Annotated in this window: 25 protein-coding genes and 1 tRNA gene; 6 read left to right on the top strand and 20 right to left on the bottom strand. The window is 41.9% G+C overall.

Going from position 1 to position 23,073, the window contains the following annotated elements:
• Window positions 1–223, top strand: a 223-nt coding sequence (locus ABWK04_04420; protein MEZ0361132.1) for a hypothetical protein, incomplete at its 5' end; no start/stop codon positions are given.
• Between the two features lie 407 nt (window positions 224–630).
• Here the strand turns inward: ABWK04_04420 and ABWK04_04425 are convergent.
• From ABWK04_04425 to ABWK04_04435, 3 genes are all read right to left on the bottom strand, one after another.
• Window positions 631–703: transfer RNA gene (locus ABWK04_04425), tRNA-Pro, on the bottom strand.
• Window positions 704–733: 30 nt separating this feature from the next.
• Window positions 734–1,888, bottom strand: coding sequence for a bifunctional phosphopantothenoylcysteine decarboxylase/phosphopantothenate--cysteine ligase CoaBC (coaBC, locus tag ABWK04_04430; protein MEZ0361133.1), 1,155 nt, complete (start codon window positions 1,886–1,888; stop codon window positions 734–736).
• Window positions 1,885–2,406, bottom strand: coding sequence for an HAD hydrolase family protein (locus tag ABWK04_04435; protein ID MEZ0361134.1), 522 nt, complete (start codon window positions 2,404–2,406; stop codon window positions 1,885–1,887). The genes coaBC and ABWK04_04435 overlap by 4 nt, the downstream gene beginning before the upstream one ends.
• Before the next feature lie 37 nt (window positions 2,407–2,443).
• On the opposite strand from ABWK04_04435, the gene ABWK04_04440 reads away from it, so the two are divergent.
• Window positions 2,444–3,733, top strand: a complete 1,290-nt coding sequence (locus tag ABWK04_04440; protein ID MEZ0361135.1) for a succinate--CoA ligase subunit beta — start codon at window positions 2,444–2,446, stop codon at window positions 3,731–3,733.
• A 3-nt stretch (window positions 3,734–3,736) separates the two neighbouring features.
• On the opposite strand, the gene ABWK04_04445 is transcribed toward ABWK04_04440, so the two are convergent.
• From ABWK04_04445 to ABWK04_04500, 12 genes are all read right to left on the bottom strand, one after another.
• Entirely contained in the window at window positions 3,737–4,480 is a 744-nt protein-coding gene (locus ABWK04_04445; protein MEZ0361136.1) for an anaerobic ribonucleoside-triphosphate reductase activating protein, read from the bottom strand.
• Entirely contained in the window at window positions 4,480–6,495 is a 2,016-nt protein-coding gene (locus ABWK04_04450) for a ribonucleoside triphosphate reductase (GenBank protein ID MEZ0361137.1), read from the bottom strand. The genes ABWK04_04445 and ABWK04_04450 overlap by 1 nt, the downstream gene beginning before the upstream one ends.
• Before the next feature lie 10 nt (window positions 6,496–6,505).
• Window positions 6,506–7,519 (bottom strand): sulfur reductase subunit SreC, encoded by a 1,014-nt coding sequence (gene sreC / locus ABWK04_04455; protein MEZ0361138.1) that lies wholly within the window; start codon window positions 7,517–7,519, stop codon window positions 6,506–6,508.
• Between the two features lies 1 nt (window position 7,520).
• Window positions 7,521–8,219 carry a sulfur reductase subunit SreB gene (gene sreB, locus ABWK04_04460; GenBank protein MEZ0361139.1) on the bottom strand — a complete coding sequence of 233 codons (699 nt, stop codon included), beginning with the start codon at window positions 8,217–8,219 and terminating at the stop codon, window positions 7,521–7,523.
• A 2-nt stretch (window positions 8,220–8,221) separates the two neighbouring features.
• Window positions 8,222–8,776 (bottom strand): Uma2 family endonuclease, encoded by a 555-nt coding sequence (locus tag ABWK04_04465; GenBank protein ID MEZ0361140.1) that lies wholly within the window; start codon window positions 8,774–8,776, stop codon window positions 8,222–8,224.
• Complete coding sequence (locus ABWK04_04470) at window positions 8,773–9,321, bottom strand: Uma2 family endonuclease (protein MEZ0361141.1); 549 nt, start codon at window positions 9,319–9,321, stop codon at window positions 8,773–8,775. Before ABWK04_04470 ends, ABWK04_04465 begins: the two co-directional genes overlap by 4 nt.
• The gene (gene sreA / locus ABWK04_04475; GenBank protein MEZ0361142.1) at window positions 9,318–12,152 is read right to left on the bottom strand and encodes a sulfur reductase subunit SreA; all 2,835 of its coding nucleotides are present in this window, start codon (window positions 12,150–12,152) and stop codon (window positions 9,318–9,320) included. Before sreA ends, ABWK04_04470 begins: the two co-directional genes overlap by 4 nt.
• Window positions 12,153–12,268: 116 nt before the next feature.
• Window positions 12,269–13,312, bottom strand: coding sequence for an NAD(P)/FAD-dependent oxidoreductase (locus ABWK04_04480; protein ID MEZ0361143.1), 1,044 nt, complete (start codon window positions 13,310–13,312; stop codon window positions 12,269–12,271).
• A complete protein-coding gene (locus tag ABWK04_04485; GenBank protein ID MEZ0361144.1) occupies window positions 13,299–13,580 on the bottom strand; it encodes an HU family DNA-binding protein in 282 nt (93 codons plus the stop codon). The genes ABWK04_04480 and ABWK04_04485 overlap by 14 nt, the downstream gene beginning before the upstream one ends.
• Complete coding sequence (gene lptA / locus ABWK04_04490) at window positions 13,555–13,989, bottom strand: lipopolysaccharide transport periplasmic protein LptA (protein MEZ0361145.1); 435 nt, start codon at window positions 13,987–13,989, stop codon at window positions 13,555–13,557. Before lptA ends, ABWK04_04485 begins: the two co-directional genes overlap by 26 nt.
• A gap of 14 nt (window positions 13,990–14,003) precedes the next feature.
• Complete coding sequence (locus tag ABWK04_04495) at window positions 14,004–14,501, bottom strand: hypothetical protein (GenBank protein ID MEZ0361146.1); 498 nt, start codon at window positions 14,499–14,501, stop codon at window positions 14,004–14,006.
• Window positions 14,494–15,378, bottom strand: coding sequence for an aspartate carbamoyltransferase catalytic subunit (locus ABWK04_04500; GenBank protein MEZ0361147.1), 885 nt, complete (start codon window positions 15,376–15,378; stop codon window positions 14,494–14,496). The genes ABWK04_04495 and ABWK04_04500 overlap by 8 nt, the downstream gene beginning before the upstream one ends.
• Window positions 15,379–15,479: 101 nt before the next feature.
• Here ABWK04_04500 and dnaJ point away from each other — a divergent pair, with 101 nt between their 5' ends.
• From dnaJ to ABWK04_04520, 4 genes are read left to right on the top strand one after another with little or no spacing between them, the layout of a single operon-like run.
• Window positions 15,480–16,622, top strand: coding sequence for a molecular chaperone DnaJ (dnaJ, locus tag ABWK04_04505; protein ID MEZ0361148.1), 1,143 nt, complete (start codon window positions 15,480–15,482; stop codon window positions 16,620–16,622).
• Window positions 16,619–17,023, top strand: a complete 405-nt coding sequence (locus ABWK04_04510) for a helix-turn-helix transcriptional regulator (protein ID MEZ0361149.1) — start codon at window positions 16,619–16,621, stop codon at window positions 17,021–17,023. Before dnaJ ends, ABWK04_04510 begins: the two co-directional genes overlap by 4 nt.
• Window positions 17,004–17,489, top strand: a complete 486-nt coding sequence (locus ABWK04_04515) for a cation:proton antiporter regulatory subunit (GenBank protein MEZ0361150.1) — start codon at window positions 17,004–17,006, stop codon at window positions 17,487–17,489. Before ABWK04_04510 ends, ABWK04_04515 begins: the two co-directional genes overlap by 20 nt.
• Window positions 17,489–18,655, top strand: coding sequence for a cation:proton antiporter (locus tag ABWK04_04520; protein MEZ0361151.1), 1,167 nt, complete (start codon window positions 17,489–17,491; stop codon window positions 18,653–18,655). The genes ABWK04_04515 and ABWK04_04520 overlap by 1 nt, the downstream gene beginning before the upstream one ends.
• Here the strand turns inward: ABWK04_04520 and ABWK04_04525 are convergent.
• The 5 genes from ABWK04_04525 to ahcY are packed head-to-tail and all read right to left on the bottom strand — an operon-like array spanning window position 18,573 to window position 23,071.
• A complete protein-coding gene (locus ABWK04_04525) occupies window positions 18,573–19,214 on the bottom strand; it encodes a lysophospholipid acyltransferase family protein (protein MEZ0361152.1) in 642 nt (213 codons plus the stop codon). The two genes, ABWK04_04520 and ABWK04_04525, sit on opposite strands and share 83 nt — an antisense overlap.
• 14 nt (window positions 19,215–19,228) lie before the next feature.
• A complete protein-coding gene (locus ABWK04_04530; protein ID MEZ0361153.1) occupies window positions 19,229–20,542 on the bottom strand; it encodes a M23 family metallopeptidase in 1,314 nt (437 codons plus the stop codon).
• Window positions 20,539–21,246 (bottom strand): 50S ribosomal protein L11 methyltransferase, encoded by a 708-nt coding sequence (locus tag ABWK04_04535; GenBank protein ID MEZ0361154.1) that lies wholly within the window; start codon window positions 21,244–21,246, stop codon window positions 20,539–20,541. Before ABWK04_04535 ends, ABWK04_04530 begins: the two co-directional genes overlap by 4 nt.
• A gap of 14 nt (window positions 21,247–21,260) precedes the next feature.
• Window positions 21,261–21,818, bottom strand: a complete 558-nt coding sequence (locus ABWK04_04540; GenBank protein MEZ0361155.1) for a hydrolase — start codon at window positions 21,816–21,818, stop codon at window positions 21,261–21,263.
• On the bottom strand, window positions 21,815–23,071 hold the full coding sequence (ahcY, locus tag ABWK04_04545; protein MEZ0361156.1) for an adenosylhomocysteinase: 1,257 nt from the start codon (window positions 23,069–23,071) through the stop codon (window positions 21,815–21,817). The genes ABWK04_04540 and ahcY overlap by 4 nt, the downstream gene beginning before the upstream one ends.
• Window positions 23,072–23,073 lie beyond the last annotated feature (2 nt).

Genomic DNA, 23,073 nt, shown 5'->3' on the forward strand with positions numbered 1-23,073 from the left:
TCACAAGTTAGAGCTTCACATGGCTGTCTTTGTCAATAACCTATTTACAAACCAAACACAGAAGATAATGGAAAGCAGTTTGCCTGAAGATGTTAAAAGGCAAACCCTCCAGCTACTTCACAAGAGCCTCAAAGAATACCAGGCTTTGACAAAGGAAGAAAGAAAGGAACGGCTCAAGATAGCCATAAGCCATATTTTTGATGAGCTAACGGGTAAGGGGTAGGGTATTAACTCCATTCCACAGGTTAAAGCATTAAGGGAGTTAAAACCAGTCAAAGCATTGAAAGACAAGGCTTTTATGCCTTTTAACATGTTAAAACCCTTCCAAGCCTTTACTGGCAAGGCTTTAAGGCATAGTCTTTTAACACCTGCGGGCGGGTTATAGGCTTTTAACACCTGAAAACCCACCTAAGCCTTTACTGACAGGGCTTTCCTGCCATTTCTTTTAACATGTTAAATTAAACCCTCTTCAAGTGCTTGATAGACAAGCTTCAGAAGTGTTAAAGAAAGGTTAAAGATTGGATGTAATTTAGTGGGTCATAATGGGTCATAGTGGGCTATTCAAGTTATTGACTGACAAGGCTTTTAAAAGGAGCTATTTTCAAGGCTTTGAAAGGCAAGGGTTTGAAATCGGGGTGAGGGGACTTGAACCCCTGACCTTCGGCTCCCGAAGCCGACGCTCTACCACCTGAGCCACACCCCGGAATAAGTAAAAATTATAAACGTTAAGGAATTAGAGGGTGTCTATTATCCTTTTTATTATTAACTCCGCAGAGGAAAGCTTTTCACCGAGTTCTATCTGCTCTTCTGTACCATCTTTATATAGTATGTATCCAGTGTGAAAATCTTTATCCATAACTTCCAAAGGGTTGGCAACGATCATGTCTAAGTTTTTTGCCTTCAATTTCTTACGGCTGTTTTCCAGAAGGTATCCTTCCTCTTCAAGGGAAAAACCTACTAAGAACTTCCCATCTTTATGTCTGCCTAATTCTTCAAGTATATCCGGCGTCCTTACAAGCTTGAGTGTTATACTTCCAGACTTTTTCATTTTTCCTTCCTGTTTATTTTCCGGCATGTAGTCAGATACAGCAGCGTTCATCACAATTATATCAGCCCACCTTTTCAGTTCCATAACCTTCTGATACATTTCCTGAGCTGACACTACCTTTAGTACTTCAATTTCTGTTGGCTCTTTTGCGGTTGTAAATCCAGCTACCACTTTCACCTGCGCACCGTACCATCTGAAAACACTCGCAAGGGCAAAACCCATCTTTCCGCTTGACGAATTGGATATAAAGCGTACGCTGTCTATGTGTTCCCTCGTTGCACCGCACGTGATCAGCACCTTTTTATCCTTTAAGGGTTTTGGTCTTATAGCATATTCTACCCAATCAAGTATCCTGTCTTCACTGGCGAGCTTTCCCTGACCTTCTTCTTCACACACGAGCTTCCCCTCCTCTGGCTCTATGATAATATGTCCCATAGCTTTTAGCTTTTGCACATGCTCTCTTATGAGAGGATTTTGGTACATGTGTGTATTTGCAGCCGGGGCGATCAAAAGTTCACGATTGTGTGCCAAAACTGTTGTAGTGAGCAAGTTATCACCTATACCTAAAGCTATCTTGGAAAGAGTATTTACACTGCAAGGTGCTATAACAAAAACATCGCACCACCTTGCAAGGTTTATATGGGCTAAGGGGTCATCTTGCCAATCTGAGTAAACTTTGTATCCAGTGAGAGCCTCAAAAGTAAGCCTGCTGACAAATCTCTCGGAAAAGGGTGTCATTATTACTCTAACTTGATATCCTTTCTTCTTTAAGGATCTCACAAGGTCACACGCTTTGTATATTGCTATACTTGAAGAGACACCGAGAAGGACGTTCGTCATTGAAGATAATATTTTAACAAACCCTCAAGCTCTCCTCTTAGCTCAAGCAGGTACTCTATAGCTTCCCGGACAGCTCCGCTACCACCGTTTGCCTTCGTAACATACAGAGCGGTTTTCTTTACCAAATCCGGCGCATCATTCACCGAAATGGGAAAACCCACCTTCTTCAGTACGGGCAGATCCACGTAATCATCTCCGATAAAAGCTACCTCTTCGTAGCTCAAGCTGTTTCTACTGATTATATTCTCAAGTAAGGGAAGCTTTTCGTTGTATCCCAAATGTATTTCCTCAACCCCCAGCTCTTTTAACCTGTTTATCAGTGGTTTTGAATTTCTTCCGGATATGACTCCCGTTTTGATACCTACCTTTTGTAGCATTTTTATACCCAAACCATCTCTTACATTGAAAACTTTTATCTCCTCACCTCTTTCCGTGTAGTAAAGCTTTCCGTCTGTCAAAACACCGTCCACATCCATAAGGAGCAGTTTTATCCTTTTAGCTTTTTTGACCAGTTCCATAGTATAATAATTCAATATAACCCTTAGGAGGAAGCGTATGAACCTTTACGAATATGAGGCCTATGATAAGATATTTAGAAAATACGGGATCCCTACACCAAAGTATATGTTTGATAACAGTTTAAGTGACAATCTTATCCAATTTATAAACGATTTGGGGGAGTGTGTAGTAAAGTCTCAGGTGCTTGTAGGCAAAAGGGGAAAGGCTGGTGCGGTAAAGGTGTGCTTTGATCCTCAGACTGCTATTGAAACCGTGGAGACCTTATTGAGATACCCCGTTTACGGTGAAATGCCTGTAGGAATAATTGTGGCTCAAAAGGTGAACATTCTCAAAGAGCTTTACGCTTCCGTTACATACTCAACGGAAGTTAGATCTCCCGTGCTTACTTTAAGTTTGGAAGGTGGCATGGATATAGAGGAAGTTCCTCCGGAAAAGGTAAGAACATGGAGCATAAATCCTCTAAAAGGACTTTATCCCCACATGGTGAGAAATTACCTTTTAGAGCTTGGCTTTCCTCAAGAGTACATGGGAGTTCTCAGAGAACTTTCGGAAGTTATATCCAACATGTACAGAGCCTTTTGGGAAGCTGAAGCGCGACTTTTAGAGATAAACCCCCTTGCTATATGTGATGTTGATGGAAAACTGAAGGTCTACGCTCTTGATGCGGTTGTAACTATAGATGATGATGCTCAAGTACCGCCTTCCAAAATATATGGTGTAAGAACTGCTATGAAGAGACCTCCAACTGAAAGGGAGGTAGAGGCATCCCTGATAGACAGGGATGATCATAGAGGAAAGGCAGGTTCTTATGTAGAGGTGGATGGTGATATTGCTATGATGACCTTCGGTGGAGGAGGTTCTACGGTTACCATAGAGACTACTTACGCGGTTGGACTCAAACCCGCTAACTTCACCGACATAGGTGGGAATCCCCCCGCTGAGAAGATGTACAAGATAACGAGAATAATCTTATCAAAGCCTGGTATAAGGGGAGTGCTTGTATGCGGTGGAACAGCCAATAATACGAGGATAGATGTAACACTTGGTGAAGGAGTAGCGAACGCTATAAGAGATCTCCATAAGGAGGGTAAACTGAATCCCGATTGGATATGGATAGTGCGCAGAAATGGACCGGAAGCTCAGAAGGGTCTTAGGATGCTCTTTGAAGCCTTTAAGGAGTGTGGCGTAAAGGGGGAGATATACGACTCCTCTCTGCCTTTGACGGAGGCTCCCATAAGACTCAAGGAGTTACTTGACAGATGCTCATCCTTAGAAAAGGAGGATAGACATCTGACCGAAGAGCAGGCAAAAGACTTGGGAGTGTAATTATTACCTAACGCCGCACTCGGTGAATTTACTCCTTATTGAGGATAGTATTTCTCCAAACTCTTCGTCGGAATAAGTGGTTTTGTTAGAAAATGTTGGATCAAGAGTCTTATCAGGGAGGAACTTCTGAAGGTAATATCTCTTCGCTCCTTCTATGATCTCAGCTATCTTCATTATATCCTCTTTTGTTAGCTGTTCTTTAACCACGGTAGTTCTAAATTCGTAATCTACTCCAGAACTCATTATGAGGTTTATGCTTTTGTGGATCGCCTTAATATCCACCTTTGCCCTAACTACCTCCATATATTTATGGGGAGGTGCTTTTACATCCATAGCAACATAATCAATAAGTCCATCTTTCAAGAGTTCTTCTATAACCTCAGGCATAGATCCGTTCGTGTCAAGTTTTACAGAGAAGGGAAGCTTCTTAACTTTTAGTATGAAATCTTTAAGCCCAGTATGTATGGTTGGTTCCCCACCAGTGATGACCACACCTTCGAGTTTTCCTATCCTTAAATTTAGAAATTGGAGGATATCTTCTTCGGGTATGGTTTCTCCGAAATGTTCTGGAAGAACAAGTTCGATATTATAACAGTAAGGACATCTGAAATTGCATCCTTGGGTGAACACTATACACGAGATCTTACCGGGGTAGTCTATTAGACTAAACCTCTGAAAGCCTCCTATTTTAAAAAGGCAGTGAGGACTTTTGTTGTTTTCTGAATGTTCCTTGTAACTCCTAAGCATCAGGATATTCTCTCCTTTTTGAAAGCCCTTCTTAGCTTGAATTCTTCCCTTTTACCTTCATTCCACTGATGGACAGGTCTTAAGTAGCCCACTATCCTTGAATATATTTCCGTTTTTGCTCCACACAATGGACATACCTCTTTTTCTCCAGATATATAACCATGATTTGGACACACGCTAAAAGTTGGGGTTATGGTAAAGTAAGGTAATCTGTAGTTTTCGCAAACCTTTTTTATAAAGTTTTTAAGTGCCTTCGTATCGTATATCCGCTCACCTATAAAAAAGTGAAGTACGGTTCCTCCGGTGTACTTGACTTGAAACTCATCCTGTAAGTCAAGGGCTATAAAGGGATCGTCCGTATAATTTACGGGAAGTTGAGTGGAGTTTGTGTAAAACGGCTCCGCTCCTTCACGATACCTATCCTCATTGGCAACAATTATGTTGGGAAATCTTTTCTTGTCTAGCTTGGCAAGTCTGTAGGCTGTTGACTCTGCAGGTGTAGCTTCAAGATTGTAGTTGTTTCCAGTCTCTTCTTGAAATTCAAGCAACTTTTCTCTCATAAAGTCAAGTATGCGAAGGGTGAAGGACCTACCTGCGTCCGTATATATAGGTTCACCAAGAAAGTTCAGGCAAGCTTCATTCATTCCAACCAAACCTATGGTGGAGAAATGATTTTTCCAATACTCGCCAAACCTCTCCTTTACGTTCCTTAGATAAAACTTGGAGTAAGGATAAAGCCCTCTCTCCGTGAGATCCTCAATGATCTCTCTCTTTCTCTCAAGGCTTTCTTTGATGAGTTCCATCAGATGGGATAGTCTCTCAAAGAACTCCTCTTCAGAGCTGGACAAGTAGCCTATTCTGGGCATATTTATGGTAACAACGCCTATTGAACCAGTGAGTGGATTAGCACCAAAATAGCTTCCCCCCCTTCTCTCAAGCTTCTTTACCTCAAGTCTCAACCTGCAACACATACTTCTCACATCCTCTGGCTTCATTTCGGAATTTACAAAGTTGGCAAAGTACGGTATTCCATACTTACCGCTCATTTTCCAAAGACCTTCGTAATTGGGATTATCCCAGTCAAAATCCTTGGTAATGTTGTAAGTAGGGATCGGAAAGGTAAATACCCTTCCTCTGGCATCTCCTTCCGTCATAACCTCAAAGAAAGCTTTGTTTAACATATCCATTTCTTCCTGAAACTCCCCGTAAGTTTCGTTCTTTATTTCTCCACCTACAAGAACGCCTTGATGCCTGTAATACTCGGGAACCTTTAAATCAAAGGTAAGGTTAGTAAAAGGTGCCTGAAAACCCGTTCTTGTAGGTACATTAAGATTGTATACAAACTCCTGTATAGCTTGCTTTACCTGCTTGTAACTAAGTCCATCATACCTGATGAAAGGTGCAAGAAGAGTATCAAAATTGGAAAAAGCTTGTGCGCCAGTAGCTTCACCTTGCAAAGTATAAAGAAAGTTAACTACCTGACCGAGCGCTGAGCTAAAGTGCTTGGGTGGCTTACTTTCTGTTTTACCGGGAACGCCTCTAAACCCGGTAGCCATGAGATCCCACAAATCCCATCCTACGCAATATACACTTAAAGCCTGTAGCTGATGTATGTGGAAATCGCCTTCCGTATGTGCCTTTTTTATGTCTTTACTGTATATTTTATTGAGCCAATAGTCCCTACTTGCGTGTGACGTTACATAAAAGTTAAGCCCTTGAAGTGAGTAAGTCATATTACTGTTTTCTCTTACCTCCCAGTCTTCTAAGTTTATGTATTTATCAATGAGTTCAACGTTGCTTCTGTATAGTATAAAGGCTTTGGCAAGCTTTTTAAAAGGACTTTCCAAAAGCACCTCTTCTACTATACGGAAAAACTCGCTTTCGCCGGGTTGTACATCTCCGACCCGTTTGACCACTTGCGAAATTATACTTTCTATTTCTTCGTCTTTTATCCCTCCCTCTTCAATTGCGAGATTCCTTATAATACTTACTGCAAGATCTTCTATATCGCTCATATAATTTATTTTAATACAGGCTTATCTTCGTTTTCTTTTTCTCCATAAAACCTTTTCTGAGTTGATACCCCTCTTGAGGATAAAGCCCGTAAAATAGGTTTTGTACGTGGTTACCCTCTACAAAGAAAGACCATCTTTCTAAAGAGCTTCCAACTAATAAGCTTGCGTATGTGAGAACGTAAAAAGCGTAGTTGTAGTTTTGGGTTACCAAGGAGTAAAGTACCAACAGTATAGGTAACACGAAGGTAAGTATGTAAGCTATCGGGAGAACGAAACTTAGCATTTCTTTACCCTTTCTGTAGTAAAACTCTTCCGTACAGTAATTGCTGGTAGTAGTCCCAGTATCAAGTACCCTTATGGATCTGTTGTGTGGAAGGTTTAAAGCCTCGTTTATGGTAGGTCTTTTGATGTAGAACTGTCTTATGTTAAAGGCAAGCCTGAAGGCAAGACCCAAAGAGAGGAAGAGGAGGGTAAGGAAAAGGTAAGTGTTTATAAACTCAGGTCTGTAGTGATATGTAAGAGCCAAAAAGGCAGAAGATCCAAGCATCAGATACATGTTAAGGTAGTACAGAACAGTCAAAGAGGTGTTCCACTCAAGCACAAATTTGTTAGAGGCGTATATCATTGCGGTGGAAAAGGCAGAAAGCCAACCGAGTATAAAAGTGAGGATGCCAAAGAAGTGAATAATAAAGGGTGAAACCTTAAGGTAATAGGAAAGACCAAACAAAAGTAGTGTAAAGCCATAAGCTCCGCTAAAAACCGCTTCTCGGGAAAGCCAGGAGGTGTGAAACCTCTTTATAGCCTTCCAAGCCCTTAGCTTGTGTCCCAAGTGAAAGCTGGCACCTACGGCTCCAAGACCTATGAGGATTAAAGAGACAACCACAGAAACAAGCATAGCCCTTTCTGGCATTGCGGTTTGTTTGCCAAAGAGGGTTAAAAACTCCATAAAGTAGGTAAAGGTAAATAGTCCTATGGAAGTGCCAGCAGTTAAGAAAAACCATATTAAAGAAAGGGGTGGATGCATATTAGCCTCCTTTATAGTGTTTTTGCATAACCTCAAGAAAGAGAGGGTTTTCTGGCTTTAAGAGGTGGTCATCAAAATGAATTTTGGTTTCTGTTCTGGGAAGATAGTGGTTGGCGGGGTTTGTGCCCATATCTGGGAATAGCACAAAGCCGTTGCGCTCCTTTATAACCTTATACACCTCGCTGTTGGGGTCTTCTATATCTCCAAAGAAGCGAGCCTTTGCGGGGCATGTTAGCACGCAGGCAGGTTTTCTGTGTTCTGGCGGTAAAGACTCATCGTATATCCTGTCTATGCAAAGGGTGCATTTTTTCATAACCTTGTCAGCTTCGTCAAACTCTCTACAGCCATAGGGACAAGACCAGGAGCATAGCTTACAGCCTATGCAATCATCGTAATTGACAAGCACTATACCGTCCTGCTCTCTTTTGTAGCTGGCACCGGTGGGGCATACAGGCACGCAGGGAGAGTCCTGACAGTGCAAACAAGACTTAGGAAGGTGAAAGACCTGCGTATTTGGAAACTCACCCACTTCATAGGTCATTATCCTGTTATACCACACACCTTGAGGTTCCCTTCCGTAGGGGTCAAAGTCAGAAAGGGGTCCAAAAGATGCCTGCGTGTTCCACTCTTTGCAGTTTGTAGCACAGGCATGACATCCAACACAGGTGTTTAAGTCTATAACCAAGGCATACTGTGGCATGTTTATACCTCCGAAAAGACTTCAGAAATTTCCAATTCAAGCTCTAAGACTTCTGAAAAAACCTTGCCTTTTCCTTCTGCCCTGCAAAGCATTTTAAAGCCCTCTTGTGTGTTTTTGTATATCCCTACAGACTTTTCTATGGGGTCAATAATCCAGTATTCCCTTACTCCAGCCTTCTCATAGACATTCTTTTTTATTTTAAGGTCGTAGTAGGCGTTTGAAGGCGAAAGTATCTCAATAACCACATCAGGAGATCCATAAACACCCTCTGAAGTAATCTTAGCCTTTGAACCTTTTAGAATTACCATAAGGTCTGGATGGTAGGCATCTTCTTCATCAAGGTATAGGTCAAAGGGTGCGTAAATTACCTCTCCCTTGCCTGCCTTCTTCAAAAGCCCATAGAGTTTTACAAAAAGTCTTTTAGAATTTTTAAAATGCTCAAAACTTGGGCTTGGGCTCATTACAAGCTCCCCCTCTATCAGCTCATATGGACTTCCTTCTGGCAGTTTTTCATAATCCTCTACCGTGTATTTCTTTTCCTTTTCCAAAAGCCTCATAGCTCTACTCCTTCAAATACCTCTGAAAGCTCCAGCTCAACGCCAAGAAGCGGGGACAGTATTTTTCCTTCTTCTTTTGCTTCCACAAGGAGCTCAAACCTGCCTTCTCTGTTTGTGTATATCTCAAGGCTCTTTTTTAATGGGTCCGCTATCCAGTATTCTTTCACGCCATACTTTTCATAGACTTCTTTTTTTATCCTGAGGTCATAGTATGCATTGGAAGGAGATAGCACTTCTACCACAAGCTCTGGAGCTCCATATATGCCCTTTGCGGTAAGTTTAGCCTTTGAATTCTTCAAAAGCACCACAAGGTCTGGCTGATAGGCGTTTCTCTCATCAAGGTATACATCCACAGGAGAAAAAAGCACAAGACCCTTTCTTTTCAGTTCCCTTCTGAGTATGCTGTATATATTTCCTAAGACCATCTGGTGGTAGGGTATGGGCGCAGGGCTTATTACAAGCTCACCTTCTATCAACTGATAGGGACTTCCCTCCGGAAGCTTTTCATAGTCTTCTACTGTGTATTTCCTTTCAAGAAGCTTCATGGCTTATACCTCAGCACAGGCACCCATCTTTCTTTAATATAGTCCAGAGGCTCTACTCTAAACTGTGGATATGTCTCTGGCGTCTGGTCTTCCGCCTTATATACCTTTACCTTAGTGTCAAACCAAGCCAGGTGTCCTGTTATCGGGTCTCCGTAGTATATCTCCTTACCTCCTATCTTTATGCTGTGGGGTATTACATGGTTCAAGAGAAAACCTTCATGTCCTTCTTCAGCTTCTGGCTTAAGCCCCCATGCTCCCTGCATCTTACCTATGGCATTCCATGTCCATACAGAGTTTGGCTCTGTGGTTTCTGTTAAAAAGACCTGACACTTGACTTTGCCTATACGGGATTCTACCCACACCCAGTCTAAGTGCTTTATACCAAGCTTTTCTGCGGTTTTTGGGTTCATGTACAGGTAGTTTCTTGAAGAAATCTGCCTGAGCCATGCGTTCTGAGAGTCCCAGGAGTGATACATCCACTGAGGTCTTTGAGTAAAGGCATAAAGGGGATATTCCTTTCCGGAAACTTCCTCCTCAAAGGGTGGATACCAGAAGGGCAGTGGGTCAAAGTATTTTATTAGCCTTTCTCTTAGGATTGGGTCGTTGGGTGGCTGGTTCTTGCCTTCCCATAGTCCCTGTCCTGCAAGCCTGAAGGTCTGGAGGGTTTCAAGATAGAAGTTAAAGATGATGGGAGCCACCTTTTTCATAAAGCCTACGCTTACAGCCCACTCCTGATAGTCCTTATTAACATGCCTGTAATACCTCATATTTTCTGGCAGTTTGTAATAGAAAAAGCCCTTGTTCTTTATATACATCTCAAGCTGGTTAGGGTTTGGCTCTCCCACAAAGTGCTTGTCACCCTTTTTACCCCTCCAGCCTGCAAGGGCACCCACGCCAGGACGCACCTGCCAGTTTATGAGAAAGTCCTTAAAGTCTTTATACTTTCTTGAGCCATCAGGATTTACAAAGCCGGGCAGTTTAAGTCTTGAGCCAAGCTCCACCATCACATCACCCCATCCCTTCACATCGTAGCCGTTTTCTTTCGGGTCTATTATGGGATGCCTGAGAGCATCTACTGGACCATCTACAGCGGAGGGCGGTCTGTCAAGAAGCGACAGAGCAAACCACTGCTCAAGATAGGTGGCATCTGGAAACACCAGGTCTGAGTATGCCACCTGCTCGCTATAAAAGGCGTCAATGGTTATAACCTTTGGTATGATGTAGTTGCCTGCATTGTCCGTGGCGGTAAGTGCTTCTATTATGTAAGGAATGTTCTGGGAAGAGTTCCAGGCCATGTTTGCCATGTAAATCATTAAAACCTCAATACCGTAGGGATTTTGCTGGTAAGCGGCAGGTATAACATTCTGGATACAGCCGTGGGCTGTCAGTGGAAACCACCAGCTGTAAGCCCAGTCTATCCTTATGGGATTGCCCTTCTCATCCACAAGGAGGTCATCGGGGTTTTGAGGATACCCAAGGTGAGGACCCGGATACACTTCTCCATACTTTATCTCATCAGGTTTTGAGATTTTGTAGGGCTTTGGAAGGTCCTCTATGTGTTTTGGATAAGGAGGCTTGTTCAAAAAGCCCCCGGGCACATCCACCACACCCAAAAGCATCATGAGCAAGAAAACAGTCCTTGCACTCTGAAAGCCATTGCTGTGAGAAGCCACACCCCTCATCATATGGAAAGAGACAGGTCTTCCTATAACTTTTTTATGTTTTCTGCCCCATACATCCGTCCACTCAATAGGTAGCTCTATGGGATGATAAAGGGCTATGGTGCCCATTTCTTTGGCTATTCTTTCTATATCCTTAGCAGATATGCCCGTTATCCTTTCCACCTTTTCAGGGCTGTAGTCCTTTACCAGCCTTTCCGCAAAAAGGTCAAAGGCTGGTCTTACCCTGTAGCCTTCCGGTGTGGTAAACTCTCCTATTAATGCAGGCTCTAAGTCCTCAGGCACTATGCGGTCTGCCGGTTTAAAAGTGCCGGACTTTTTGTCAAAGACCATAGGCTTGCCTTCTTCGTTTCTGTAAAAGAGTCCGTCCTTTGAAGTGCCCGGTGCCTGAATTACAAGCCATGGAGCATTAGTGTATTCTTTGAGAAATTCCCAGTTTATGAGGTTATACTTGAAAAGCACATGCATAATGCCCATGAAGAAGGCACCATCTGTCCCGGGTTTTATAGGCACCCACTCGTCCGCCACCGCCCCATAACCCCAGCGGACAGGATTTACCACCACAAACTTTCCACCCTTACGTTTCATCTCTTGAATACCAAGCTTAAAGGGGTTTGATGAGTGGTCCTCCGCCACGCCTATGAGCATGAAGTATTTGGTGTTTTCAAAGTCCGCCTCACCAAACTCCCAGAAGGAGCCTCCTATGGAGTAAAGACCGCTCGCCGCAATATTTACAGAGCAAAAGCCACCGTGAGCTGCCCAATTAAAGGTTCCCAGCTGGCTTGAAAACCAGCCATTTATAGCCTGCATCTGGTCCCTGCCTGTAAAGAAGGCAATCTTCTGAGGTCCCTTCTTCCTCGCCTCTTCCAACCACTGGACAGCTATTTCAAAGGCTTCTTCCCACTCTATCTCTTTGAACTGTCCTGAGCCTCTTGGTCCAACCCTTAGAAGAGGCTTTCTCAGCCTTGCAGGACTGTACTCTTTCATTATTCCAGAAGAACCTTTCGCACAAAGTACTCCTTTATTGGTGGGGTGAGCGTCGTTTCCCTTTATGTAGGTTACCTTGTTGTTTCTCACATATACTTCTATACCGCACCTGCAGGCACACATATAACAGGTGCTGTATGTCTTTCTGTCGTAAAAACTACTCATAGAAAAAACCTCCTGATTTAATAAAATACATCAGTATTAATAGCTCTAAAGTTTCAACTTTCTTATGAAATTATAAGAAGAGCTTATAGAAATTATAAGCTAAGCTTAAGTTTTCTTTAACTTTCCTCTTTCCAATATTCTTCAAAGGCTATCCAAGTTTTTGGGATTATATTATGAAGGTTTTCCCATTTTTTCATATATCTTTTGCGTTTATGGGCAGCTCTGTTGAGAGTAGCTCCGAACACCTCCTGTGCTTCCTCTTCATAGTCTTCCAACTTACCACAAATCAACGCCTTGCCCGCCATAGATCCAGAAAGTATGGCACTGGCTATACCTCCACCCGTTATGGGATGACAGAACCCTCCAGCATCACCTACTAAAAGCACATTTCCCCTGACAACATCTAAAAGCCCCTCTGCTGGTATCCAGCCTCCCGTTCTTGATACTATACTGTGTTTTACTATACCTATGTCTAAAAGTTCTTTGATAAAGATCTTCAAACTTTCCATGACGTTTATTGGATAAACTGGATCTATACCCACACCTACATTGGCAAATCCACCCTTAGGAAATACCCATCCGTACCCGCCAGGTATGTAGTCTCTGAAGAATATGAGGAGATCCTTCTGCTCTTTCTTGAGTGGCATTTTAGCTTGAGCGGTAGTCAGAAACTCTTTTGTATGCTGACCAGTCAATTTAGCGACTCTTGAGTGTGGTCCGTCTGCACCCACTATTATGTCCGCTTTAACCCAGAACTTTTCTCTGGTATCTATACTTTCAAGCCAGATCTTGCCTTCTTGAATACCCAAAAATATGGTGCGCAGAGAATATTCTGCACCGAACCTTTTAGCCAGTTGTGCTATATGATGATCGAAGATATCTCTGTTTAATACCAAACCCCTGGAATTCATGGTAATCACTTCCCCCCAAGGAGTGAAGTGAACCATATCTTGAACCTCTTGAGAGATGCTATCTTTGGTAAAAAATTCTGGAAAGGAATTAAAGAGCTGTATGGGTACAAACTCTGCACACTGGACGGGAGTACCTATCTCTCTCTTGAAATCGACCACCAATACGCTCGCACCTTCTTTTGCTAACGTGTAAGCGCACGAAGATCCTGCAGGACCACCACCCACTATGAGGATATCATATTTCTTCATTGAGCTTTTTGAGAAGTTTTTTTGAAGGTTTGAAACTTATCAGATACCTGTCTTCTATGTACATCTCTATACCCGTTTTTGGATTTTTAGTAAAACGTCCGTTCCGTCTTTTGAGTTTGAACACACCAAATCCTCTGATCTCCACCCTACCTTCTTCTGCTGTCTTCTGGACTATCCATGAAAGAACTTCCTCAACAAGTTTTTTTGCAACATCCAAAGATATATTGTGATCCTCCGAGAGCTTATTTATTATTTCCGACTTTCTCACCTTTCTCCTCCACGTAAAAAGTCCTCACTCTCTTACCCTTACTTAAGGCTATTGCCCTGTCTTCTCTCTTATAGTACACTATCTCATCAGCTTCAACAAAGTTTTTATTATCTTCCACCTTTGCGTTTCCGTAAAGTTTTATCACATCACTTTGAAAATCGTATTCAGCTTTATCCGCAAAAGCTCTTCTGCTGCCTTCTATGTACTTCACGTGTCCCTCAGCTTCTGCCCTCTTTGCCTTTTTGTTTTCATCCAAGTATATGATCACCTTATCGGCTGTAAGCACACCGTTACCCTTTGTTAGCTTCACGTTACCCGTATATACGATTTTATCTTTCTCGTAAGTCAGACTGTCCGCTTCCCCCAGTATAGGTTGGGAAAAGGCAACATAGACTGAAAAAAGCCACATGATCAGCAAAATTATCATCCCATTCTCACCTTAGCTTTTTTAATTATAATCTTTAGGGGTCTTAGCTGCACTTGAAAGCCTGTGCCTGTCGTTTCTTTACTCCCTTCCCTCAAAAGTATATATCCGTCACCCCACACTTTACCTTCTTTGAGATCAAGTTCGGCTCTTTCTGTTCGTGCGTAAAAGTCTTCACCGAATAGTTCTACATTTCCTTCCACATATCCTCTGAGCGTATCTCTGTTTATAAAGGCTCTATCAGCCTCTATCCTTTCCTTATCGGTTTGCATAAGAGCGTTATTGAGCATCACGTCCCTGCCTTCTATGGAAAGACTTTTACCTTTCAACGTCCATTCAAATCCGGATTTGCCATATGCCCTTATACTTATATCCTGAGCGGTACCTTTATTTTCTTCTGTGCTCCTGGGAATATTTTGATAAGTTTCGTTCACATATAGATTCAAAAAAGTGAAAAGGACTATCAGCGACACACTAAACAGCAGTATTCTAATCATCTTTTAAAGCTTTGTATAGCACAGCCATACGTGTATAAACCCCATTTTGTACCTGCCTTAGAATAAGGGATTTTTCAGAGTAAACTACGTTGGCGTCTATATCCACGTTTAGGTTGACGGGACCAGGGTGCATGAAGTAGCCCTTCAGTTTATTGTGACGCTCTAATGTAAGTCCGAACTGTGAAAAGTAACTTTCTTTTGACGGTACGTACCTCTCTTTAAATCTTTCCTCTTGAAGTCTCAAGCATATTACCAGATCAGCCCAACTTAAAGCATCTTCGTAATTATCAAAAACCATTTCCACACCGAAAGGTTTGAGATCCTCCGGTATAAGGGTTTTTGGTCCAAACACACCTACCTTTGCAGAATACATGTTGAAGAGATAAGATCCTGACCTGAATACCCTGCTGTGAGCTATGTCACCTACGTATAAAACCCTAAGTCCCTCCACAGACCCGTAAACTTCCATAGCGGTGTAGAGATCTAAAAGTCCTTGCGTAGGATGCTGGTGAGTACCATCACCAGCATTTATGAGCGATATACCCTCGTCAAGATAGGCACTGTAAGGGAAAAGTACAAAAGGCACTCTAAAGACTAAAGCTTTGAAGCCCAAGGAAGACAAAGTCCTTATAGTATCGTAAAAGGTTTCCCCCTTTTCTAATGATGTTTCTTTAGTTCCCGCAAAATAAGTCCTGAGAGAAAGGTTTCTGCAAGCTTTCTCAAAAGATAGCCTTGTTCTCGTTGAACTCTCCAAAAATAGGAGAGCTACATCTCCTTCAAGCACTTCTCGTCTGCCAGCTTTAAACTCCGTAAAAAGCCTAAAAAGCTCATCTACTTCATCTTTTGTGAGGTTAAAAACGCTTATAAGGTGTTTCATCGGTAGTTATAGTATATCAGAAAGTGTATATCCGAAACTACCGGAAAACTTGACAATAACATACTAAAGTTTAATATAAATATGATGTAAAGGAGGAAAACATGGCACAGTCTGCAAAGAAGGATTACTACGAGATCTTAGGTGTACCCAGAAATGCAACACAAGAAGATATAAAAAAGGCTTATAGGAGGCTTGCAAGAAAGTATCATCCCGACTTTAACAAAGATCCGCAAGCTCAAGAAAAGTTTAAGGAGATAAACGAAGCCTATCAGATACTTTCAGATCCTGAAAAGAGGAAGCTTTACGATCAGTACGGACATTCTGCTTTTTCTGCACAGGGAGGTGAAGGTTTTGCTCAAGAAGTCTTCAGCACAAACATAGGTGACATACTTGAGGAAGTTTTCCGAGGTTTTGGCTTTGAAGATATCTTTGAGAGGGCAACCAGGGAAAGAAGAAAAGCTTACAAAAGACCGATAAAGGGTGAAGACATTTACTACACAGCGCAGATCACCCTTGAAGAAGCTTTTACAGGTACCACTGTAAAGATACCGCTACTTCGTGAAGTGGCGTGCGATGTATGTCAGGGAAGTGGATACGATCGGTCTAAGGGTGAAAGGGTATGCCCTACCTGCGGAGGTAGGGGAGAAATATACCAAAGGCAGTTTTTCGTTACCATATCCCAGACATGTCCGACTTGTGCAGGTGAAGGTATCATAAGGGATATATGTTCTAAGTGTAAAGGTAGGGGAAGCTTACCGATAAAAGAAGAGCTTACCGTCCGTATACCACCTGGTGTGGACAACGGTTCTAAGATACTCTTTGAAGGCAGAGGGCATGCGGGAAAAAACGGCGGTCCTTATGGCGATCTTTACGTAGTAGTGAAGGTTCTACCACACAAGATTTTTGAGAGGAAAGGCGATAACCTTTACGTAGATGTGAATGTTAAATTTACAGAGGCTGTTCTTGGAACCGAGATAGACGTTCCTACTTTGTCCGGAGATAAGATAAAGGTAAAGATACCACCCGGTACTAAGGAAGGTGATATAATTCGTGTTTCAGATCAGGGCATGCCAAAACTTAGGGGGAACTCAAAAGGTGACCTTTTCGTTCGTGTACACATAGATGTACCAAAGTTAGGTCTTATGGACAAAATGTTCGGAAACGGAAAAAGAATAAAACACATACTTGAGGAACTTGACAAACTGCTTCCTGAACCCAGCAGAATAAAGGAGAGGGAAACATGAAAGAGAGGAAAAGGTATTATACCATAGGTGTGGTTGCACAAATGTACAGCATTCATCCACAAACTCTTAGACTTTACGAAAAAGAGGGACTTTTAAAACCATCAAGAACAAAAGGTAAAACGAGGCATTATACGGACGAAGATCTCCAGAAATTGGAGTTCATACTCACGCTTACCAGGGATCTCGGTGTTAATTTGGCAGGCGTTGATGTGATACTTCGTATGAAGGAGCAGATGGAGGAAATGGAAAGGCAGATAGAGAAACTCGTTGAGTTCATACAGAAGGAGATGTCTAAAATATACGGTGAAGACGAAAATATAAAATCCATAGTACTTTCGGAGAGGAAAAAGGTCGTAAGGATACAGGATATAATAGGGAAGAATGAAAGTAAGAGAGACTGACCTGCCTGGTATAGGCAAAAAGTATGCGGTAACGCTATCTGAGGGAAGGGATCTGGTGATCATTATCTACAATACGGGCAAAAGGGAGATATACCTAATGGATCAGGAAGAACCTGTTTGCTCCTTTGAGCTGACAGACGAAGAGGCGAAAGAGCTGGGCTTTTTAGTTGCGGGCGTACTTTATCAACCCATAAAAGTTGAGAAGATGGAGCTTATACTTAAAGAGGTACTAATTGAATGGATTAAGGTGGAGCAAGGATCTAACTTTGTGGGAAAAACCATCGCCGATCTTCAGATAAGAAAGCTCACAGGTACATCGGTGATAGCCATAGACAGAAGTGGTAGAATAATACCTAGTCCAGACCCTTATAAAGAAAAGGTAGAGGTGGGGGACATTCTCATAGTGGTTGGTACTCGCCAACAAATAAAGCATCTTTTAGAACTTTGTGGCAGGTGTAGTACGTAATGTCTCACAGTACGGATCTTACTTATGCAGGTCTCATTCTGCTTTTTATGTTCTTTTTAGCCTACAGCTTGAAAGCTTTAAAGTTTCCTTACATAGTTTCTTTTATGCTTTCTGGCTTTGCTCTAAGACCCTTAGTACCAGAGAGTATTTCGGATTTTCTTTTGGTATTTGAACACTCAGCTGTTAGTCTCCTTTTTTTCTTTGTAGGGCTTGAGTACTCCTTTGAGAGGCTTGCTGGGATGATCCGTATTGTAAAAGCTGGCTTTATAGATCTTTTTATAAATTTCGTGCCTGTATTCGTCATATCCTACCTCTTTACGGGGGATCTTATTCTTTCCTTGGTGATCTCCTGCGCGATATACCCTTCAAGCACCGCTATAACCGCAAAACTCTTTATGGATTACAAAAGACTTATATATCCGGAAGTGGATCTTCTCATAGGTATTCTCATATTTGAAGATCTCGTTAGTATAATTCTTTTATCTCTCTTGGCAGGCTTTTTATATTCAGGTAATTTGAGTGTGTACTCGGTTGGTAAATCCATGCTTTTTTTATTCTCGATCTTTTTGTTTTTTTACTTTCTTAAGGATATTACAAATAGATTGCTTGAGTTTCTTGCCAGAAAAATTGATGAAAGTATGCTCATCTTTCTCACTCTGGGAACTTTAATGATGTTCAGCGGTATAGCTATACAATTTCATATGTCTGAAGCCCTCCTTGCCTTCATTCTTGGTGTATTGGTACCTGAAGATTCAAAGATTTTCAAAAACATACAAAGCTCTCTTTCCTCTCTGAAGGAATTATCTGTAGGTCTTTTCTTTTTTTTCTTTACATACAAAGCGCATCTGAGTTATTTGGTAAATACATCTTTTATAGTTATTCTGATCTTCACATCTTTACTTTTTAAACTTATTTCCACGTACATCTCCTCGCTTCTGTATGGTTTTGATAGGAAAGTTTCGCTTAGGGCATCCCTATCTTTCCTGCAAAGGGGAGAGTTCTCCCTCATATTTGCGAGTCTGTATCAGCCGGCTCAAGCTGTTACCTTTCTCCTCATACTCATCACATCTTTGATAGGTAGTTTCAGTTTTGTACTCGCTCCAAAACTGGCTGACCTCGTTTTTCCAAGGAGGAGATCCTCAAAAGCTCCTCCTCAAGTTCCATGACCTTTTGTACCGTGCTATCTTTGCTTTCCACTTTTATAGGCTTTCCCACAAGTACCCTACCCTTTGTAAAGGGCAGAGGTATGATAAGACTGTCCCACGAGTTTAGCTTTATGTATCTGTTAAACTCCGCAAAGGCTGGAAGTATGACAGCGGAGGTTTTTTGGGCGAGAAAGATTACTCCTTCTTTCACTTTAAAGGCTGGTCCTTTGGGTCCATCAACGGTTATAGCTACGTTTCCACCCCCTTTTATGACTTTCACGAGCTTTATGATACCAGATCTACCACCTTTCTCAGTTCTACCCTCTTCCGTTGAACCTCTTATCACTCTGTATCCAAGACTTTCAAGAAGGTACGCGGCTATATCTCCATCCCTTGATCTGCTAACCAAGGTGTATATGCCTCTGTCCATACCAAAAAGCGCGATGCCTAAAGCGTTTCCATGCCATATGGCGTATATTTTGCCTCTGTCAAGATCAAAATCGTACCTCTTTTCCCATCTTATAGTTCTTCCCAAGATGCGCACCAAAAGTGCAATGAGAGGTAAAAGTAGTTTAATCAAGATAGGCTTTATACTCATTGTGTACTAAAAACCCTCTCTATTCTGGTCTTTATCCACTTTGCGTCAAGCCACTCTTTTGGATTTACCTCAATACCATGAACAAGGATGCCAAAGTGCAGGTGGTCACCGAGAGCTAAACCTGTGCTACCTGTGTTTCCTATAATATCACCCTTCTTTACAGTTTGCCCTTCCTTTACTGTTACACGAGAAAGGTGACCATACAGACTCATAAGACCTAAACCGTGATCTATGACAACAGCATTTCCGTATATACCCAACTTTCCCGTAAAAACAATGACGCCATCGTTACTCGCAGGCACAGGAGATTCCTGAACAGATGCAAAGTCATATCCCATATGTCTGCTTGTGCTTATTTCCTCACCTTTGTAGTAATAGTACCTTATATCTCCGAAAGTGGATATAACTTTACTGTGAGGAAGCTGTAAAAAGTTACCGTTCCAAAGCTTTTTTCCTTCACTTCCCAGACCTATACGCATAAGCTTTTCTACATCCTTTTTCCTCCACACTTCATTTACCTCCTTAAATGCCAAAGCGGGAGGCAAATGTTTTCCGATTAAGGGCATTATAACTTTATCTATAAACTCATCGCTGAGCTTAATCCTGTCCACTCTAAAAATACCTTTACCTATTCTGGTTTTTAAATCTAATGTGGAAATATTCCCTGCATTATCAAAAGCTACCACCCTAATAGGTGTGGACGGATCCTGATCAACTTTAACAGGGTATAGTGTAAAGAACTCCCCATTACCTACCGGATACATAGGGTACTTATCCTGCCCTACATAAAGGTATACGTAAGCCCCATCCTTCACTTTTACCTTTACTGCTCCCGTTCCGCCTTGAGGTACGTACTCAGTGTAACTCAGCAGATTAACGGTGGGTGGAACGGTATCAATGTTTGCATCCACACTGTAGGTTCTCCTACCTATTAGACCGTATCTCAAGCTTATAAGTACCTGTGCTTTACCATCTTCAAGTCCCATCTGTTTGGGAATAATCTTCAGACGAACAGTACCATCTTTGGCGGGCGCAGAATTATACAAAACAACTTCCTTTTGCCCCTGAAAGATTTTTACACTTACTTGCTTTATACCAGACGATGGTTCCAGCTTCAGAACCACTTGTTTATGCGCAGGTATTTCGGTAAGGGAGCTTAGATCTTTCACCCTGGGCTTTTGAAATACGAAGATGTTTATAGTATACAAAATGACTCCCAAAGTACTCAGAAGAAGTATGAGTCTCACAAATTTTTTACCCTTAGGCTTTCTGCTTTCCCTCCTTTCTAATTTGTACCCTTTATATCTCATTGCTCCACCACCACTCCGTACCAACCCTTTAACTTTCTTATTTTAGTAACTCGAAGACCTTCAAGCATATCCAGAAATTCATCAAGTTCATCCTTTCCGTATATACCCGAAAATACAGCTCGCCTTTTAAAAAGAGGTAAAAGGTGTTTCATTTCACTTTTGAAAATATCCAGCTCCAAATTTGCGGTGAGGAAGTCAAAACTATCTTTTATGTCTTTTGGTGTTGCCTGGAAACACTTTATCTTCAATCTGTTGACTTTCGCATTTTTTTTGCACTCTTTTATGGCTTTTTCATCTACATCTATCGCTAAAACCTCGCTTGCCAAACACTTTTTAAGAGCTAAGGCAAGGATACCACTTCCACAACCCACGTCTATAGCGCTCCATCCCTTTTTGAAAAACTCCTCTATAAGCATAAGACTTAACTGCGTTGTAGGATGGAGTCCTGTACCGAAAGCCATACCGGGATTTATAATGAGTATCTTCATTCGTGGAGGCACAACCAGAAAATTTCCCACTTTGACGGATTTTAATATACCTTCTGGAGATTTTACTGAAAGCTTTTCAACCTTCAAAGGTTCTTGATCTTTTAACTCTTTGTATGTGGCAAAAAACACCATCTTGCCTTCCCTTTTGATAACCTCAACACCCTCAGAATAATCAGCTAAGAATTGGTAAAAATCCTCCTCAGATAGTGAGTACATGTACCTTGTATATATCACTTTATGCGCTTAGATATAGCTTTAAACTCTTCAGTACCTGCAACTTGAAGGTGTTGAAAGAGTACAGTTTCTGTACATGTTATAACAGCTCCAGCATCTCTCATGAACTCAAGTCCTGCACGATGGTTTTCATAAGAGCGTGAGCATACCGCATCTGAGACTATATGCACCTTATAGCCTTCCTTTAAAAGTCCCAAAGCTGTTTGAAGTACGCATATGTGCGTTTCCATACCAGTAAGGATTATACTTTTCCTGCCGTAGCTCTCTATTGCCGAAATAAATTCTCTTTCGTTACAGCAGTTGAAACTTAGCTTCTCTATAGGTCTGTATTCGGGAAGAGCGGTCTTTATTTCCTCAACGGTCTGTCCAAGTCCTTTCGGGTATTGTTCTGTGAGTATTATGGGAATAGAGAGTAGCTTAGACATCTCCACAAGGTGAAGTACATTGTCAATTACGCTCTGTCTCTTTTCCATAACTCTGGCGAGCCTTTCTTGAATGTCAATGATCACAAGTAAACTATCTTCCTTGTTCAGGAAAAACCTATCTAAGTTCATGTGCCAACCTCCCACGAGGATAGATATGTGACCTGCTCTTGAGTAAGGCTATCTATATGAACGCCCATACTTCTAAGTTTTAACTCAGCTATCTGTCTATCTATATGATCCGGTACTTTATACACATTCTTTTGCAGTTTGTCATGATTTTCAAGTATATACCTTGCTGAAAGCGCCTGATTGGCAAAAGACATATCCATAACCGATGCAGGATGACCTTCCGCACTTGCGAGGTTTACAAGTCTTCCTTGAGCCAAAAGGTAAATCCTCCTTCCGTCTAAAAGTTCATACTCCTCTACGAATTTCCTTATTTCCCTCTTTTTTACGCTCATCTTCTCAAGGGCGAGTATGTCTATTTCTACGTTAAAGTGCCCCGCATTAGAAATGATAGCACCATCTTTCATAACTTTGAAATGTTCTTCCCTTATGACTGATGTGTTACCCGTCACAGTAACAAAGAAATCTCCTAACTTTGCTGCCTCCATCATGGGCATTACCAAAAAGCCGTCCATTTTTGCCTCAAGCGCTTTTATAGGATCTACTTCGGTGACTATCACCGTAGCACCCATACCTTTTGCTCTTTGAGCTACACCTTTACCGCACCATCCGTAGCCAGCAACTACAAAGTTGGAACCAGCTATGAGCCTGTTGGTAGCTCTCATGATAGCGTCAATGGTAGATTGTCCTGTCCCATACCTGTTGTCAAACATATGCTTTGTATACGCATCGTTTACAGCTATAATGGGAAATTTCAGAACTCCCTGTCTTGCCATAGCCTTGAGCCTTATTACACCTGTGGTAGTTTCTTCCATACCACCAAGCACCTTCATAGAAAGCTCAGGATAATCTTTGTGAAGGGTAGATATGAGGTCAGCGCCGTCATCTATAACTATGTGAGGTTCTTCTTTTATGACTTGGTGGAGATGCGTGTAATAAGTTTCCGTGTCCTCACCCTTTATGGCAAAGACTGGTACTTGATAATACTTTACGAGCGCCGATGCTACATCATCTTGTGTGGAAAGTGGATTAGAAGCTGTCAGATATACCTCAGCGCCACCTTCCTTAAGGGTAATTACCAAGTTGGCTGTTTCTGTAGTGACGTGAAGACAGGCTGAGATCCTAATACCCTTTAACGGTTTTTCCCTTGAGAAGCTTTCCCTTATGCTCCTGAGAACAGGCATATCTTTTTCTGCCCACTCTATCCTACTTTTGCCTTCCTGTGCGAGAGAGAGATCTTTAACGTGGTATTCCATAC

It is taken from the genome of Hydrogenobacter sp. (genome assembly GCA_041287335.1).
Taxonomy (GTDB): Bacteria; Aquificota; Aquificia; order Aquificales; family Aquificaceae; genus Hydrogenobacter.